This window comes from Ochrobactrum sp. MYb379, from assembly GCF_037479515.1.
Lineage (GTDB): Bacteria > Pseudomonadota > Alphaproteobacteria > Rhizobiales > Rhizobiaceae > Brucella.
On sequence record NZ_JBBGYW010000004.1, the window covers coordinates 73808 to 88488 of the forward strand.

A 14681-nucleotide genomic window follows, 5' to 3' on the forward strand; every position below is an offset into this window, starting at 1 on the left:
GCGGGGTTTGTTAGCTGGAAATCTAAATCATGTCACGAAAAAGCATGAAGCAGCTTCCTTCTGCGTTTAAATACTTAACTCGCCACTCCAGGTTTTTGTTGGAGGAGGGGCGAGTAGAGGTTCACTTTCGTCAGGCTCTTTGTGACTTTTCCTGAGGCAGTATTAAGTTCAGAATGATCGCGAAGATAGCGCCGAATGCGATTGACGAGCCGAGCAAATAACGCACGAGATCAGGCAGGCCATCCACAAATTCTTTAGGAACTAAGGTTGCAAAAAGTGCCATTAGGATTGGCAGGCCAACCACAAGCATATTGCGTTCGGTCAGCGCGCAGTGACGCACGACGCGAAAGCCATTGATCGCAATGACAGCACACACGACACCAAAAACACCACCAATGACGGGCGCCGGTATCACTGCGATCACCGCCGCCAACTTGCCGATCAAACCGAATAGCACAAGGAAGATACCGGCTGCGGCGAAGGCCACACGACTGGCAATCCCTGTTACTGCAATGATACCTGCATTCGACGAATATCCCGTCACAGGCGTACTGCAGAGCAATGCACTTGTGAGACAGCCGATGCCTTCACCTACTGCACCGCGGTCCAGCTGCTCGTTCGTTAGCGGTTTATCGGTTACGGCACTGATCGCGAACCACGTTCCCGTCGTTTCAGCCAAAACTACGAGATACACTACAATCATCGTCAGTATTGCGGATATCGAAAAGCTTACATCGAAGTTAACAAATGCGATGCGAGGAGTGCTGAACCATGCCGCGTCATATACAGGCTGTAAGCTGAAACGCCCCATTAAAGAGGCTGCAATGCAACCGCCGACGAGTGCGATGATGACTGACGAGACACGCAACCAATTGCCTCTGGCTCCCATGCTAAGTCCCACGACAATGCAGGCAACGAGCAGTACAGCCGATGTTGCTGCAAGCGCTATATTCTGGTTGAGAGTCCCTGTTCCATGAACAGCGAATACGCTTTCGCGCAGCGCAACCGGCATGAGAGCGATGCCCACAACGATGATGATTGTTCCGCCAACCAATGGCGGCACCAACCGGCCAATAATTTTATGGAAAACACCGGTTATTCCCAGCAGAGCAATAATCATTGCTCCGGGGATTAATGCGCCGATGACGGTCGACAGACCCCCAACGCCACCACCAGCACCGAAAGCTATAGCAAGAATAGCTCCGATCGGTACGTAAGATGGGCCTTGAACAATGGGGATGCGCATGACCCATTGCGATTGGATAAGAGTTGCGATACCTGCTGCCAGAAAACCCGATTGGATGAAGGCCGCTGAGTCCGGAACGTTAAAGGCCAACACAGAAGCAATGATAAACGGTACGATGTAAACATCCATCGCCAGCACATGCTGAAGACCGAGAAACGCTGCCTTAGCAGGAGGGATTTTGTCCTCAGGTCCGGCGACGAGCGCACCCTCGTATGCTTGTTGTGTTTCCATTATACGTCCCTCTTGGGTACAAGTTGGCCATTATTTGCTAAGAGCTTTAGTAGCCTTCGATCTTAATATAGAAATGCATCAACAATTCACTTAAAAGATTCATCTAGGTTTTGGTTTATCCCATGTTTTGTTGCCGCTTTCCCGAAGCTTCGCTAACCGGCGGCATAGAGGATTTTTATGCGTAATCTTGTAATTTGCGGTGCAGCTTTTCACACCCCGGAGCGCGGTCGTATAGAGACAATGGATCGCGTGGCGATAGCCGTTGATTCAAATGGCGTCATTACCGATGTCCAGAAAGATGGCACACCCGATTTCGACAAGTTGGTCTCGAGCGCGAGAGATTCAGGCAGGTTGACTGAGCTTGCTCATGGAAACATTCTCATGCCAGGCCTTGTTGACCTGCATGTTCATGCGCCGCAATGGCCGCAACTTGGCAAAGCCTTAGACGAACCACTCGAAGTCTGGCTGCAGAAATATACGTTTCCGCTCGAAGCCCGGTATGAAGACGTTGATTTTGCGCGCACGGTCTATCGTGACCTGGTGCGCAGTTTGTTAGCACATGGCACGACAACCGCGGTTTACTTTGCAACGACGCATGTAGAAGCCTCAGTAGAGCTAGCCCAAATCTGCCTTGATGAAGGTCAGCGCGCCTTTGTCGGAAAAGTGGCGATGGATGATGCCGCGCAATGTCCTGAGTATTACCGTGATCAGAGTGCTCAAAATGCTATTGAGGACACGCGTAGTTTCATTAATCGTGTGCGTGCTTTGGCGGGACGAGAAGACGCGTTAGTCAGGCCGATTATTACGCCACGTTTTATCCCGAGCTGTACCGATGAACTTCTGCAAGGATTAGGAGAATTGGCTGCCGAAACCGGATGCATCGTTCAGACACATTGCTCGGAAAGTGATTGGGAACGTGACTTTGTTCTTGAACGACATGGTCGTACTGACAGTGAGGTGTTACGTGACTTTGGGTTGCTACGTGAACATACAGTGCTCGCACATTCGAATTTCGTCACCGAACAGGACCTCCAGCTTATTCGCGAGAAAGGCGCAGCAGTCGCTCATTGTCCGTTGTCGAATTTCTATTTCGCCAATGCGGTGTTTCCGCTGAGACGCGCACTCGATATGGATGTGAGGACGGGCTTGGGTAGTGACATTTCCGGTGGTCATAGCCCCTCAGTTCTTGATGCGTGTCGTCATGGCCTCATAGCATCGCGGGCTCATGGAAGTGGTGTTGATGCAACGACGCCAGCAGCCACCAGAGGCGTATCCAGTGCCCCGGTAACGGTTGCGGAAATGCTCTGGCTGGCGACCGCCGGTGGAGGTGAAGCAATCGGACTTCAGGTTGGAAAGTTCGCGCCAGGCTTCCGCTTCGATGCAGTCCTCATTGAAACCAATCGCCCGAATAGCCCTATTAAAATTTGGCCGGGGATCGACACCCTCGAAGAAACAGCTGCAAAGATCGTACTGAACGCCAGCAGAGATGATATTGTGCGTGTGTGGGTCGAGGGTAGAGAGGTCTGGTGAGCTTCACGTTTGTTTCAAAGCTTTTTATGGAAGCGAACAGAAGCGCGCAATCTTGGGCGATTTAGAATTGAGCTTGAAGGTCTTTGATTTCGTCGCGTAATCCGAAATCCCAGTTGGATAAACCTGCTGGGAACATGACGCGCATGTTCTCGAATGACAATCAAAACTGTCTTCTCATTATTTATGTTACCAATGACCATGGCAGGATGTAATTGCGACTATTAAAAAATGGTTGGGATACATCTATTTAGAGTTCGCGGTTAACTGTCGGCTTGCGCCCGGTGGACGGCCAGTGACACGCTTGAATGCGCGGCTGAAAGCAGCTTGAGACGTATAACCAAGCTTATACGCTACAGTGTCAATCGCCAGCCTGTCCCGGTTCAGCCATTGGCTGGCAAGCCGCATCCGAAGTTCGGAAGCATAGCGAAGCGGCGGAATACCAATGGTTGATTGAAAGCGCCCGGCAAAAACAGATCGGGAAATGTTGCATTCAGCCGCAAGTTCTTTAACCGACCAATTATGGCCAGGGTTGCGGTGCAGTGCAAGAACAGCGCGCGCCAAACGCGGATCACGCAAAGCAGCCACGAGACCAGCGGTATTTTCACAGCCGCATTCCACCCAGCTTCGCACGATCATGGCGGCCATGACTTCGGCCAGTCGCGCGAGTACGCCTGCAAATCCGATCCGTCCTGAGCAGATTTCATTCTTCATACTGGTGAAAATGGGCTCCAGTCCGGGATAACTGCCATTTTGAGCATCGGCCAGCATGAAGGGCGGCATCAGCGGACCAAGCCCCTGCATTCCGCCCAGATCGAACTCCATACAGCCATAAAATAGAATGGCGCTGGGTATCGTGCTGGTACTCGGGCAGGTGTCCACCCCGCAGACCGCGTCGCCAAGAGCGGCTGTGGCAAAGCTGTCGATAGGTTGCACCGTGACATGATCATCGGACAGCAACGCGTGCTCTCCGCCTTGAGGCATGAGAACGGCGCTGCCTGCCGGTAGCCTGTGAAGACTTCCATCTGCGCTTCTTAGCAGTGCTGTGCCTACGGCAAGGTAATGGAAATAGGCATGACCCGGTCTGGCATCAAAACTCATGCCGAACTCCGGGCCCGTTTGTATGCGGCGATATTGAACCCCGCGCAGTCGCATCCCGGACAGCAACTCGCTTAGGAGGTCAGAGGATATCGCGAAGGAATTTTGAAAGGCCATATCAGGAGTTTCTATCAATTATTCAGGCCTGTTAGTCATAGATCGTCCGATGATTGATGTCTAGGTTCCGGTTCAAATTGTTTGAAAGCGGAAAGAAACTGGATGACCGATATGACTTGCTGCAACGGATTAAACACAGAGCCTGATGGCGTAATGCTTGAAGAACCCGTATCTGCTTCGTGGCTTGCAGTGTTTTCGCTGACAATGGGCGTATTCGGTCTGCTGACGGCAGAGTATTTGCCGGCAAGCCTGCTGACACCTATGGCCGCCGAGCTTAGGGTGTCCGAGGCCCTGGCAGGGCAGGCCGTTACAGTCACCGCAGTGGTGGCGCTATTTTCCGGTCTGTTTGTTCCGGTTCTGACAAGAGGGTTCGACCGGCGCATAGTTCTCCTGGCCTTCTCCACGTTGATGATCGCTTCCAACTTGCTGGTGGCTGTCTCCTCCAGCATAACAATTTTGTTGATCATGCGAGTTTTTCTGGGTGTTGCTCTTGGTGGTTTCTGGGCTATGGCCGCGGCTGTCACAATGCGGCTTGTGCCTCCCGCACTCCTTCCGCGCGCTCTCTCTATCGTCTTTAGTGGCATCGCCGTGGGGACAGTTGTTTCGGTGCCGCTAGGCAGCTATCTGGGGGAGCTATTCGGGTGGCGTAGTGCTTTTTATGCAGCGGCGGCTATTGGGCTCGTGACAATGTTGTTTCAGCTTTTTACCCTACCGCGGCTTTTGCCAAGTAAAACGACGGCCAGTCTTAGAACAGTGCTCGATGTCGTGCTGCGTCCAGGTATTGCAATTGGCATGTTGGGCTGCATTCTCGCGCACACCGGGCATTATGCACTGTTCACTTATATAAGGCCATTTCTCGAAAGCACCGCTGGCGTTGGGCCGGATGCGCTCGCTTTGATGCTGCTGGGCTTTGGCATAGCGAATTTTGTTGGCACACTTCTAGGAGGCTGGTTGATGGAGCGCAGTCTGCACCTCACACTTGTGCTCATGCCAATGCTTGTTGGCGTCGCCGGTCTGGCTCTTGTCTTCCTACCTGTCTCGGGCCTTGGGCTGGCCCTTCTGGTGGCTTTCTGGGGATTGACGTTCGGCGGTGTACCCGTCGCCTGGTCGACCTGGGTTGCCCGAACAGTTCCAGATCAGGCGGAAAGCGCCGGTGGAATGGTGGTTGCCTCGGTGCAAGGCGCCATCGCTGCCGGGGCTGCAACCGGAGGTCTCATGTTCGGCTTAAGCGGTATTGTTGGCGTGTTCATAGGTGGCAGCCTGGTGATGCTGCTTGCCGCATTGCTCATAGCGCTGTGTGTTAAGGTAAATGCTTCGGCAGGAGATGGAACAGGTGTGGCAAAGGTTCACCTCTGAATACCCGTCGGGTGTTCTCCGACATGTCAAAACAGTCAATCCGCGCGCAGCTCTAATATTAGAAGAAGGTATTTACGATGATTGCTTTGTTGAATTCGGCCTGAATCTGCAGCGGCTTTTTTGTTTGGTTTTATCCAACTCGATACATATATTCTATTGAAATTAAATTCAATTAACGTCCTCATAGAGGCCAGTCCGAAATCAAAAGCAAGCTTGATTTCGGGCAACAATCTACAAATTACGGGCTATGTTGGCGTTCGTGCAAGACGCACGCTAAGGATTTTGACTGTCACCCTGCAATCGCAGCCTGGTACATCTGGAATGTGATGCACATATTAGAGGCTTTGAATCAAAAGCAAATTCCAGCCCCATATCTGGCCAGATTATCAACGTCAGACGAGATTTAACTATTTTAATGAGCTTAGGCGCAGACATCGTTCTTATAAGTGGATGGCTGATGGAGAACCGCTGTTACTACATTATCGCAGCTTATTACGAACCAAAGTTTGTATTAGGCAATCAGAGGAGAGGAGGCGTGCCGCTGGGAAATGTGGGCTTTGCAATCTCATTCCAAACATTGGCATAGCATTTACAAGCTCTTTCAATGCTCATGAAGCACTGGCAATCGGAGAATTTGATACAATAGGCAGCGGAGTGGGTAGCGCGCACCGCAGCCAAATCTCGTTATGATGCTTTGTTCATGTCCCATACTTGCATAAGCGCTGTGACAGCAGCATCAAGATGATTGGTAGGGACATCGTCACGAGCCTCAAATGTGATCCCCATCAGGAAAGTGTGAAATAGGGTTGCTAGGCCGATTATGTCGGTGTTGGGCGACAGCTCTCCACTGTCAATCGCGCGTTTGATGCAGGCTTCAATGCTTATACGGTTTTGCGCCCGGTCTGCGACGAGCACATCATCCACGTGTCGATTCTCCGGTGAACAATTGCTGGCGCCCAGTATTATCAAACATCCAGGTGGATGAGTTTGATCAGTCTGCATTCTTGCAGACCGCCTGAGGGCACTTTCGATAGCCTCACGCGGCGGCAGATCCTCGTCCTTCAGGCTTGCTGTCACCTGACCGTAGGAGGACTGATAACGGCGGACAACCTCATCAAAGAGGGCCTCTTTGGAGCCAAAGGCTGCGTAAAAACTAGCCGGTGAAATTTCGCCCATGGCCGCCTTAAGCTGATTGAGAGAGGTCGGCTCATAGCCTTGTGCCCAGAACAGCCTCATCGCAGCATCCAGTGCCTGTTCTCTATCAAACGCCCTTGGACGTCCCGTTCGCGCCATGAGGCCCTCCATAAACTTATTCTATACTAATCGATCCAGAAGTGCTTGCCAAGCGCAATTTACCTCAATATATGGACTGAATGATCCATATATTGAGGTGCTTGACTAATATGACTTTAACCCGACCCACGGAAGACGTTGAACGATTGCCTGTTGCCGCGCTAATGGCTCTGGCCATGACCGGCTTTATCTGCATTCTTACGGAGACACTGCCTGCAGGGCTTTTGCCTCAAATCAGTAATGGCCTGAGTGTCTCTCCATCGCTCGTCGGTCAGATGGTAACAGTTTACGCGTTGGGTTCGCTGATAGCGGCAATCCCGCTGACCATCGCCACTAGCAGCTGGCGCCGTCGGCGGGTTCTTTTATTCACGATCAACGGGTTTCTTGTCTTTAATTCTGTGACGGCGTTATCATCGAGTTATGCATTGACGCTCGCCGCGCGCTTTTTTGCCGGGATGGCTGCTGGCCTGGCCTGGAGTTTGCTGGCGGGCTATGCAAGACGGATGGTGCCCGTCCACCAACAGGGCAAGGCGATGGCGATAGCAATGGTCGGTACACCAATCGCGCTCTCACTGGGTCTGCCGATGGGAACCTGGCTTGGATCGCTTGTCGGCTGGCGCACAGCGTTTTGGATTATGTCGCTGTTGACGCTAGTCCTGATTGTTTGGGTTGTGTCGAAAGTGCCGGACTATCCAGGCCAGAAGAGAGGCGAAGCCATGCCTTTGCTCCGTGTATTGTCAACGCCAGGAGTGCAACCAGTGCTTGCAGTGGTTATTGCCTGGATGCTCGCCCATAATATTCTCTACACTTATATCGCACCCTTCGTTCAACCTGCCGGACTAGAAAAGCGAATAGACCTTGTGCTTCTGATTTTTGGACTTGCTGCGCTCGTTGGGATCTGGATTGCTGGAAAGCTGGTCGATAGATTCCTGCGCGCGACTGTGTTGATAAGTCTTGCAACGTTTGCCTTGGTGGCGTTGGTGCTTGGAATGGCTTCGATGGTGCCGAGCGTCATCTATGCCGGCGTTGCCATATGGGGTCTTACCTTTGGCGGGGCCGCAACGCTACTGCAAACAGCATTGGCAGATGCTGCTGGTGATGGTGCCGATGTCGCACTCTCTATGAACGTCGTCGCCTGGAACAGCGCGATCGCCGGCGCTGGGATCTTGGGTGGCATTTTGTTGGATTCTTATGGCCCTGTCGCTTTTCCCTGGGCGTTGACTGTGTTGCTGTTTATCGCACTCGCTATTGCTGGGTTTGCAAGAGAGTATGGATTTACCCCAGGCGCCCGTCTGTCGAACTCGACTGTCGTTGGACACTAAAGCTGCAATAGCATTGGATTTGCCTGACCATTTTTGCGCGCTCTTCATTAATTCGAAGGCGAACTGTGGTCAGGCCCTAGATGTTCTCTCCCGCGCGTGATTTCATCGCTTGTATCGAGTGTGGGATGGAAGGTATTGTACAGTTTACGGGCGGCGGTGTTGTCTTGGGCGGTCATTGCGTTTCGTTTCTTCTGTTGTCAGGCTCACCATTTCGCTGCCAGTGGTGCAGGTCCTTCATGGGAAGGGAACAGCGGCAGAACTTCTTCGGCCAATTCCTGTATGATTTCAGCCGCAGGACGCTGTGAGAATTGGATGCCAAGAGCCGCATGGTTCACGCCCGCATTCCGCTATTCGCCTAACAGGTCGATCAGCCCGTTCCGCCCTGTTCTGAGCACGAAACCTCCCTGCAAGGGCGTGCGAGGGAAATTCGGATCGGCAACCAGATCCAGCCATTCGTTCGTCATGTGTGCTCGGAATCCAACATCTTTAATCTGCTCGCGCCAGCCACGGATATTCTGCCCTAAGCGTTTCGGCCCTTCCGGCGTATGCGTTTGTTGCGGGTATGTCAGCCAGCCATCCGCGTGTTTTGCCACTCATTCGGGCGTCTGCCGGCTTGATCCTGTAACGATGAGTGGGATACGGCCGATTGCCGGCTTGGGAAGCAAATCAGCGCCACGCATTGCACCAGGCATCCCATAGATCAATGGGCTGCTTGCTGCTGGGCCAGCGATAACGCAGCCGTCGGACTGCCTTGATTGGCCGCTGCTTCAGGATTCTGATCGGGCCAATTGGCAGCTATGGTTTAAAGCTGTTGGCGTGGCTGATGATCCACGCGCCGAGCGTGGTGCGGCGTTCGACGACGATTATCTTCTGGTTCGCGCGGCCATCGCCGGCCAGGGCCTTGCTCTGGTGCGGGATGTCTATGCGGTCGAAGAAATTGAATCAGGTCGCCTGGCTTTTGCACTGGATCGGCCATGGCCGACCCAGTTCACCTATTATGCGGTCACATTGCCGGATACTACCAAGCGGAAAGCAGTTCAGGATTTTATCGCTTGGCTGAAAGAGGAGTCAGGCATGAAGCCGGTATAGTCTGACAGTTGCCAAGTCACGACCTTAACAAGATCGGACAAGGTGAACTTCACCACCAAAGCCTCTTTTCATATTCTTGACTCTTACTCTAGATCAGAAACCTGACATTAGATTTCCCTCGGATCCCCGGAGCATTTACGTCTTAGATAATGTCTGCTGTAAGCCGATGATGATCGCGTTTGTCGACGTATTTGTGTGGACGACCATTCGGTTGCGCAGTGCTCGGCGCTGTGCGGAACCCAACGATGACGTTTGTCTAAATCGCATTGCGATCCGGGATGGAGAAAACTTACTCAACCCTCGGGTCAGAGACGCCCCTTTAACCGCGCCTCAAAGCACTTGCGATGATATCGCCATCTTCTTCTGCGATCCAAAATAATCCGAAACTGAATTTATATAATCATTCCAACTTCTACGGCTTTCGCGCTGCCTGCACTGAAAACGAATATAGAGTTACAAGGCGCGGGCCAGAGGGCTAGGCAGCGCTTGCCCTCCCAGGACCAACTAGCCAAGGCAGCTACTCTGACGGCTTCTGCTGTTGACCTGATTACTAAGTATGATAAAGTATGCGTAAACGGAGCTTAGTTATGTCTTCAGTGGAACGTTTGACCATTACCCTGCCTACAGAAATGGCAATTACAGTGCGCGATGCCGTTGCTGGCGGTGAATACGCCTCCACAAGCGAAGTCATTCGTGAGGCATTACGCGATTGGGTGCGTGCGCACGACACCGAACGTCGGGATCTTGAAGCCTTGCGGGAAGCTATTCGTACAGGGCTGGAGAGCGGCCCCGCTATCCCCGCTGAAGAAGTCTTTGCAGCCCTGCGTGCCCGCTACACCAAGGCCTGACAATGACGCCCTTCATTCGTCCCGCGGCACAGGCAGACCTTATCGAGATCGGCGATTACATCGCGATCGACAACCCGGATCGGGCCATATCCTTTATCGCGGAATTCGAAGCGCTCATTTTTAGCGCAATTGCGGTGCGGCCGGAAAGCTTCCCGGCACGACCTGACCTCGGAGAGGGCCTGCGCGTCGCGCGCCATCACCGCTATCTCGTCTTCTTCACGCACAATGCCGAACGCATCGAAGTGCTGCGCATCTTGCACGGCGCGCGTGACCTTCAGTCCCTTCTGAGCTGAGCCGGGAAGAGGGCATGCACGAGAGTTGCCCCTCGCTTTATCACCGTCATCGGTTCTCGACTGAACTTATCGCTGAAGCAGTGTGGCTGTATTTCAGGTTCCTGCAGATTTTTCGTATTGAAGGTTCAGGCTCGCATATGAGGGATCATCAACACGCGAGAAACAGTGCACGAGTTGTCTGATAAGACCGGACGATATTACGCCAATGCAATCCGTCGCCGCACCCACAAACCTCATTCTTGACTGGCAATCTGTGAAAAAGGTATCGGCGTTCTCCTGGCATGGTGCCGAACATCAAGTTCTTGAGGTGAAATCAGAAAAACCAATGCGCTACCCCCCTGCTCGGCTTACTACTTTTGTCGTCGGCGCGCGTTAGGGAAGGTCTGTAGCGATTTTATGAATGTTTTATTGGTGTAAGCTTTGATCCGCGGAACGAGCCCCAGAAATTCCGCGTAAAGCCACTGCCGAAACTTCTTGTTCGTGAATGCAATTTGTCGCCAATTCACAACCTATCCCAAGAATACAAACTTGGAACTAATCCAATTCTCAGCGATATGGAGTCATTCGTGGATTTCCCTTTTCGATGATAAACAGATGGCCAGCCGCCAGTCGGGACGCGGCCCGGATCACTGTGTAGGTACCAGAGGAGCAGGCCACTCACGACGCAGAAAGAAAACTCGACGGCATTCTTGGCGTCTGGAAAACGGACCCGCTGCCTGTAAAATTCAAAACCGCGCCACAGACAGAGCAATGGGATCGAGCCGGTCCAGTCAAAGCTACACAACGACGATCTTCCGCGATGTCGATGATGGGGATAATTGATATGATAACCAGAACTCGTCTCATCCTCACCGTTCTGATCATCCTCTATTTTTTCTCGTCAGATCGGTCGTAGGAGGTGCCACTTGGCAAAAATTTGGCCATCGGATCATCGATACCGGATCCTTGCTGGCGGGCGCCGAAATGCCGCCGGAGCAGTGCCGCCCTTTCGCGCCGCGCTGTGCCAGACACGGGCGGCCTGTTGGATATCATTGCCAACGGCGCGAGGCGAAAGCTTCGGCGGCGACTTTTTCGGGACAAGCTAACGTCGATAGGGATGCGCAATTCGCAGCCTTGCACGACGCTTGCATGGCCGATCTGGCCATACGTGAAGCGATCGTGAAACGGGCGGTTGCCTTTGTACCCGATTTGCCACTGGAAGACCGGTCCCGGCTGGCAGAGGCGATCGACGACCGGGTCGGCAGAGCTATGGACAGGAGCGGATGGTCAGATAACCAATTCTTCCCGGCTCCTTTTTCGCTACCGTTGTGCCGGAAACTCGAGTTTGCGAACGTCGTAGCCGAGTTGGCTCGCCTTGCGCACCATCGTCTTCAGTTTCGCCTTGGACGGTATGGTGCGCGCGTAAATCCATAGGTCGGTCATGCCCGGATTTGCGCTGATGAACCATGATTTGTCCGGCGACTTGTAGAGCACCCAGTAATTGAACGTGATGAGAAGCGGATAGCGAACCCGCATTTTAGCGTTGGTCGATCCGAGATCGAGGATACGGCCCGTTCCCTCGACGGTTTTCAGGCGGCCTTTCGGAGTGTTCACATGACATCCGTCTTCCACCGCGATTTCGCCCCATTTCTTGCCCGGCCTGTATGTCGAATATCCGGCGACGCAACCATCGGTCAGCCACATTGGTGTCCGACCAATTTCAAGCCAGGTCCCGCGATAATGGTCCATACCGACGGCAACCGGCTTAGGCTCGGCCCATGCCGGTGCCGAAGAGCCGGAAAAGGCCATGAAAACCAGTGCCGCGACATTGATCGTCTTGAAAACTCTCTGCATGCTTCCCTCCTGTTTCCTTTTCTTTGAGACCCTGACGGTCCTAACTCTCATCCGGGCTTTTCGGTTCGCGATCTCTTTCGATCCCGGAATAGCGCAGGGCAACGAACGCCATCAGACTGGCGACGGCAAATGCGTTGAGATTGAAGAGCGTGTAGAGCTCTGTGTCGGCCCACACATGCAATGGCGGCCCGATAAAGCTGCGTGAGAACATAAAGACGATGAATACCAGTCCCGCCAATCCCCGCTGCCACCATTTTTCGTCGGGACGAAATGCGAGCGCCACCAGCATGATACAAGCCGCGAAGAAAAGTTCCGTGCCGGAGCCAGGACCGAAGAGCTTAGTCTCGAACAATGTGTCGAGGGTTCCAACCAGCGGCAACGCTATCCGAGCCGCAAGCGGGAACCGGCGCGCAATGAATGGAATGGCGAGAAAAAACGGCGCCGACAGCAAGGTGCAAAGCGACGCCGCCACGCCATTGCCTACCAGGTACCAGACATAGAGCGGATATAATGGCTTGTTCAGCGCAACCACCCAAGCGATTGTGACCGTCGCTTGGGCCATGGGGTCTAACTGAATACCCTTGTTGGACATCATGCAGTCGGCGCCAGCAGATACTGCCCGACGCCCCAGACATTGCCGTTCTCGTGACCGAACAGGCCAGCGGTCGCGAGAAAGAACAGCCGCCAGCGGCGCTGCCAGAGCGAGGCGTCCTTGCCATAGACGGCCTTTAGGATCGGCTGGATCCGGTCGATCTCACGATCGAAGTTGGCGAGCCAATCAAGAGCTGTGCGGCGATAATGCGTGCCGGACCAGCGCCATTCCAGCTCGACCTGGAAGAGGTCGCCGAAGCGATGCGGCAGGTCGTGTGCCGGCATGATGCCGCCGGTGAAGAAATGTTGGGCGATCCAGTCGCCCGGATCATCCTGATCGAAGCGATAGGACCGATCCTTATGGGTGAAAACATGCAGGAAAAGCCTGCCGTCCGGCTTCACCCAACCGCGCACGCGCTCCAGAAGCGTTCGCCAGTTCGACATATGCTCGAACATTTCGACGGAGACGACACGGTCAAACCGATCCCATGTCGTGAAGTCGTTCATGTCGGCGGTGATGACGTCGAGGTTCGTCAGGCCGTCTTTCTGCGCAATGTCGAGGATGTAGGCGCGCTGCGACGTCGAGTTCGACACCGAGACGATACGGGAGTTTGGAAAATTTCGTGCAAGATAAAGCGAAAGAGAACCCCATCCGCAGCCCAGTTCCAGGATCGTCATGCCATCAGTGATGGCTGCGTGCTGTACGGTCTCAGCAAGTGCGGCAGTCTCGGCTTCGGCAAGTGTCGTCTCCACCGTGGGATAAAGGCAGCAGGAATATTTTCGCTGCGGGCCGAGCGCGAGAGCGAAAAACTCGGCCGGCACCTCGTAGTGCTGTCGATTGGCTTCGTCTGTATGGGTCGCGACTGGAAAGCTTCCCATCGTTTCGACGAACTGCCTTTCCACGTCTGCGGTTGTTTCCGCAAGCCGCCGCTTGGTGCGACCGCAGAGGAAATCGATCCCGGCGAGCGTCATGCCGTCGGTGAGAGGGGCACGCTCGGCGGTGTTGATGGCGAAGGCCAGCATGTTCATGGCTGATATCCTTGATTTGTGAGGTCGGATTTGCGGGGGCCGGGAAAGTATGCGTTGACGTGACGTTTAAGGGCGCGAAACTGTTCGCCGCGCGAACGAAGCATGTGTTCTTCAAGCGGCGGCATGCCCGACACATGCAGCAGCAACCAATATATGAGGAGCGCCGCCAGAAACGCCAGCCAGCTCCAGATCGGCGCTGCAAGAGCGACAAGCGGCCAGCAGCACCATAATAGCCACTCTAAAAAGCAGTTCGGGTGACGGGAATAGCGCCATAGGCCGACCTCACAGACAGATGTTTTCGCCTGCTGGGTCTTGTGAAACCGTGCGCGCTGCGCGTCCGCTACGGCTTCGCCGCCCAGCGCAACGAGCGCGACTGCGATCGCAAGGCCATCGATCGTCCGCGGGAAGGCAGCATTGTTGGCCGCCGCGCGATAAACGGCGAGGACCAGAATGAATGCGACAAGTGTCTGGATCTGGAGAAACATGAACAATTTTGAAGATACGCCCGTGCCCCATTCCTCGATGAGCCTGGCGTAGCGGGGATCTTCACCGCCCTCTCCAGTCCGCACGCCGATATGGCCGCCGAGCCGGATCGCCGAGGCTCCGATGCCGACCGTCGCGGACCAAATCGTGTCGAACCCGCCGCTCTGACCCTTAAAGCGCTGTATGGCACAGGCGCTCGCCATGGCGAGCGACATCCAGATTGCAATGATGATCAGAAGCGAGATGTCCATATGGATTTCCATGCGCCTTTCTGCTCGTGCATCTGTCTGGCCGTGCACCTGCTTGAAGGTGATCTGCCATCAAC

Annotated in this window: 15 protein-coding genes; 6 read left to right on the top strand and 9 right to left on the bottom strand. The window is 53.9% G+C overall.

Features of this window, described 5'->3' with window-relative positions:
* Nucleotides 1-130 precede the first annotated feature (130 nt).
* Nucleotides 131-1477: a solute carrier family 23 protein gene (locus WH356_RS10310; protein ID WP_339510455.1), complete on the bottom strand. Its 1347-nt coding sequence runs from the start codon at nt 1475-1477 to the stop codon at nt 131-133.
* Between the two features lie 177 nt (nt 1478-1654).
* On the opposite strand from WH356_RS10310, the gene guaD reads away from it, so the two are divergent.
* On the top strand, nt 1655-3007 hold the full coding sequence (gene guaD / locus WH356_RS10315; RefSeq protein ID WP_339510457.1) for a guanine deaminase: 1353 nt from the start codon (nt 1655-1657) through the stop codon (nt 3005-3007).
* Nucleotides 3008-3250: 243 nt separating this feature from the next.
* On the opposite strand, the gene WH356_RS10320 is transcribed toward guaD, so the two are convergent.
* A complete protein-coding gene (locus tag WH356_RS10320; protein WP_339510459.1) occupies nt 3251-4219 on the bottom strand; it encodes an AraC family transcriptional regulator in 969 nt (322 codons plus the stop codon).
* A 102-nt stretch (nt 4220-4321) separates the two neighbouring features.
* Between WH356_RS10320 and WH356_RS10325 the strand changes: the two genes are divergently transcribed.
* Nucleotides 4322-5575: an MFS transporter gene (locus WH356_RS10325; RefSeq protein WP_339510461.1), complete on the top strand. Its 1254-nt coding sequence runs from the start codon at nt 4322-4324 to the stop codon at nt 5573-5575.
* A 684-nt stretch (nt 5576-6259) separates the two neighbouring features.
* On the opposite strand, the gene WH356_RS10330 is transcribed toward WH356_RS10325, so the two are convergent.
* Entirely contained in the window at nt 6260-6868 is a 609-nt protein-coding gene (locus WH356_RS10330; protein ID WP_339510463.1) for a TetR/AcrR family transcriptional regulator, read from the bottom strand.
* A gap of 110 nt (nt 6869-6978) precedes the next feature.
* Here WH356_RS10330 and WH356_RS10335 point away from each other — a divergent pair, with 110 nt between their 5' ends.
* Entirely contained in the window at nt 6979-8190 is a 1212-nt protein-coding gene (locus WH356_RS10335; RefSeq protein ID WP_339510465.1) for an MFS transporter, read from the top strand.
* 203 nt (nt 8191-8393) lie between these two features.
* On the opposite strand, the gene WH356_RS10340 is transcribed toward WH356_RS10335, so the two are convergent.
* Both WH356_RS10340 and WH356_RS10345 read right to left on the bottom strand, forming a co-directional pair.
* The gene (locus WH356_RS10340; protein ID WP_339510467.1) at nt 8394-8525 is read right to left on the bottom strand and encodes a hypothetical protein; all 132 of its coding nucleotides are present in this window, start codon (nt 8523-8525) and stop codon (nt 8394-8396) included.
* A gap of 12 nt (nt 8526-8537) precedes the next feature.
* Nucleotides 8538-8783, bottom strand: coding sequence for a hypothetical protein (locus WH356_RS10345; protein ID WP_339510469.1), 246 nt, complete (start codon nt 8781-8783; stop codon nt 8538-8540).
* A gap of 169 nt (nt 8784-8952) precedes the next feature.
* Between WH356_RS10345 and WH356_RS10350 the strand changes: the two genes are divergently transcribed.
* The 3 genes from WH356_RS10350 (at nt 8953) to WH356_RS10360 (ending at nt 10420) form a co-directional block, all read left to right on the top strand.
* Nucleotides 8953-9279, top strand: coding sequence for a LysR substrate-binding domain-containing protein (locus WH356_RS10350; RefSeq protein WP_445253664.1), 327 nt, complete (start codon nt 8953-8955; stop codon nt 9277-9279).
* A gap of 587 nt (nt 9280-9866) precedes the next feature.
* Entirely contained in the window at nt 9867-10127 is a 261-nt protein-coding gene (locus WH356_RS10355; protein WP_339510471.1) for a type II toxin-antitoxin system ParD family antitoxin, read from the top strand.
* A 2-nt stretch (nt 10128-10129) separates the two neighbouring features.
* Nucleotides 10130-10420: a type II toxin-antitoxin system RelE/ParE family toxin gene (locus WH356_RS10360; RefSeq protein ID WP_339510473.1), complete on the top strand. Its 291-nt coding sequence runs from the start codon at nt 10130-10132 to the stop codon at nt 10418-10420.
* Between the two features lie 1299 nt (nt 10421-11719).
* Here WH356_RS10360 and WH356_RS10365 read toward each other — a convergent pair.
* Genes WH356_RS10365 through WH356_RS10380 form a run of 4 tightly spaced genes read right to left on the bottom strand, consistent with a single transcriptional unit; the run spans nt 11720 to nt 14619 of the window.
* Entirely contained in the window at nt 11720-12253 is a 534-nt protein-coding gene (locus tag WH356_RS10365; protein ID WP_339510475.1) for a lipocalin family protein, read from the bottom strand.
* Nucleotides 12254-12293: 40 nt separating this feature from the next.
* Nucleotides 12294-12848 (bottom strand): hypothetical protein, encoded by a 555-nt coding sequence (locus tag WH356_RS10370; RefSeq protein ID WP_339510477.1) that lies wholly within the window; start codon nt 12846-12848, stop codon nt 12294-12296.
* Entirely contained in the window at nt 12845-13873 is a 1029-nt protein-coding gene (locus WH356_RS10375) for a cyclopropane-fatty-acyl-phospholipid synthase family protein (protein ID WP_339510479.1), read from the bottom strand. Before WH356_RS10375 ends, WH356_RS10370 begins: the two co-directional genes overlap by 4 nt.
* The gene (locus tag WH356_RS10380; RefSeq protein WP_339510481.1) at nt 13870-14619 is read right to left on the bottom strand and encodes a DUF1295 domain-containing protein; all 750 of its coding nucleotides are present in this window, start codon (nt 14617-14619) and stop codon (nt 13870-13872) included. Before WH356_RS10380 ends, WH356_RS10375 begins: the two co-directional genes overlap by 4 nt.
* Nucleotides 14620-14681 lie beyond the last annotated feature (62 nt).

Bases quoted from the DNA above. Each gene is read 5' to 3' on its own strand.
- WH356_RS10310 (WP_339510455.1), bottom strand. From the start codon at position 1,477: ATGGAAACACAACAAGCATACGAGGGTGCGCTCGTCGCCGGACCTGAG.
- guaD (WP_339510457.1), top strand. From the start codon at position 1,655: ATGCGTAATCTTGTAATTTGCGGTGCAGCTTTTCACACCCCGGAGCGC.
- WH356_RS10320 (WP_339510459.1), bottom strand. From the start codon at position 4,219: ATGGCCTTTCAAAATTCCTTCGCGATATCCTCTGACCTCCTAAGCGAG.
- WH356_RS10325 (WP_339510461.1), top strand. From the start codon at position 4,322: ATGACCGATATGACTTGCTGCAACGGATTAAACACAGAGCCTGATGGC.
- WH356_RS10330 (WP_339510463.1), bottom strand. From the start codon at position 6,868: ATGGCGCGAACGGGACGTCCAAGGGCGTTTGATAGAGAACAGGCACTG.
- WH356_RS10335 (WP_339510465.1), top strand. From the start codon at position 6,979: ATGACTTTAACCCGACCCACGGAAGACGTTGAACGATTGCCTGTTGCC.
- WH356_RS10355 (WP_339510471.1), top strand. From the start codon at position 9,867: ATGTCTTCAGTGGAACGTTTGACCATTACCCTGCCTACAGAAATGGCA.
- WH356_RS10360 (WP_339510473.1), top strand. From the start codon at position 10,130: ATGACGCCCTTCATTCGTCCCGCGGCACAGGCAGACCTTATCGAGATC.
- WH356_RS10365 (WP_339510475.1), bottom strand. From the start codon at position 12,253: ATGCAGAGAGTTTTCAAGACGATCAATGTCGCGGCACTGGTTTTCATG.
- WH356_RS10370 (WP_339510477.1), bottom strand. From the start codon at position 12,848: ATGATGTCCAACAAGGGTATTCAGTTAGACCCCATGGCCCAAGCGACG.
- WH356_RS10375 (WP_339510479.1), bottom strand. From the start codon at position 13,873: ATGAACATGCTGGCCTTCGCCATCAACACCGCCGAGCGTGCCCCTCTC.
- WH356_RS10380 (WP_339510481.1), bottom strand. From the start codon at position 14,619: ATGGAAATCCATATGGACATCTCGCTTCTGATCATCATTGCAATCTGG.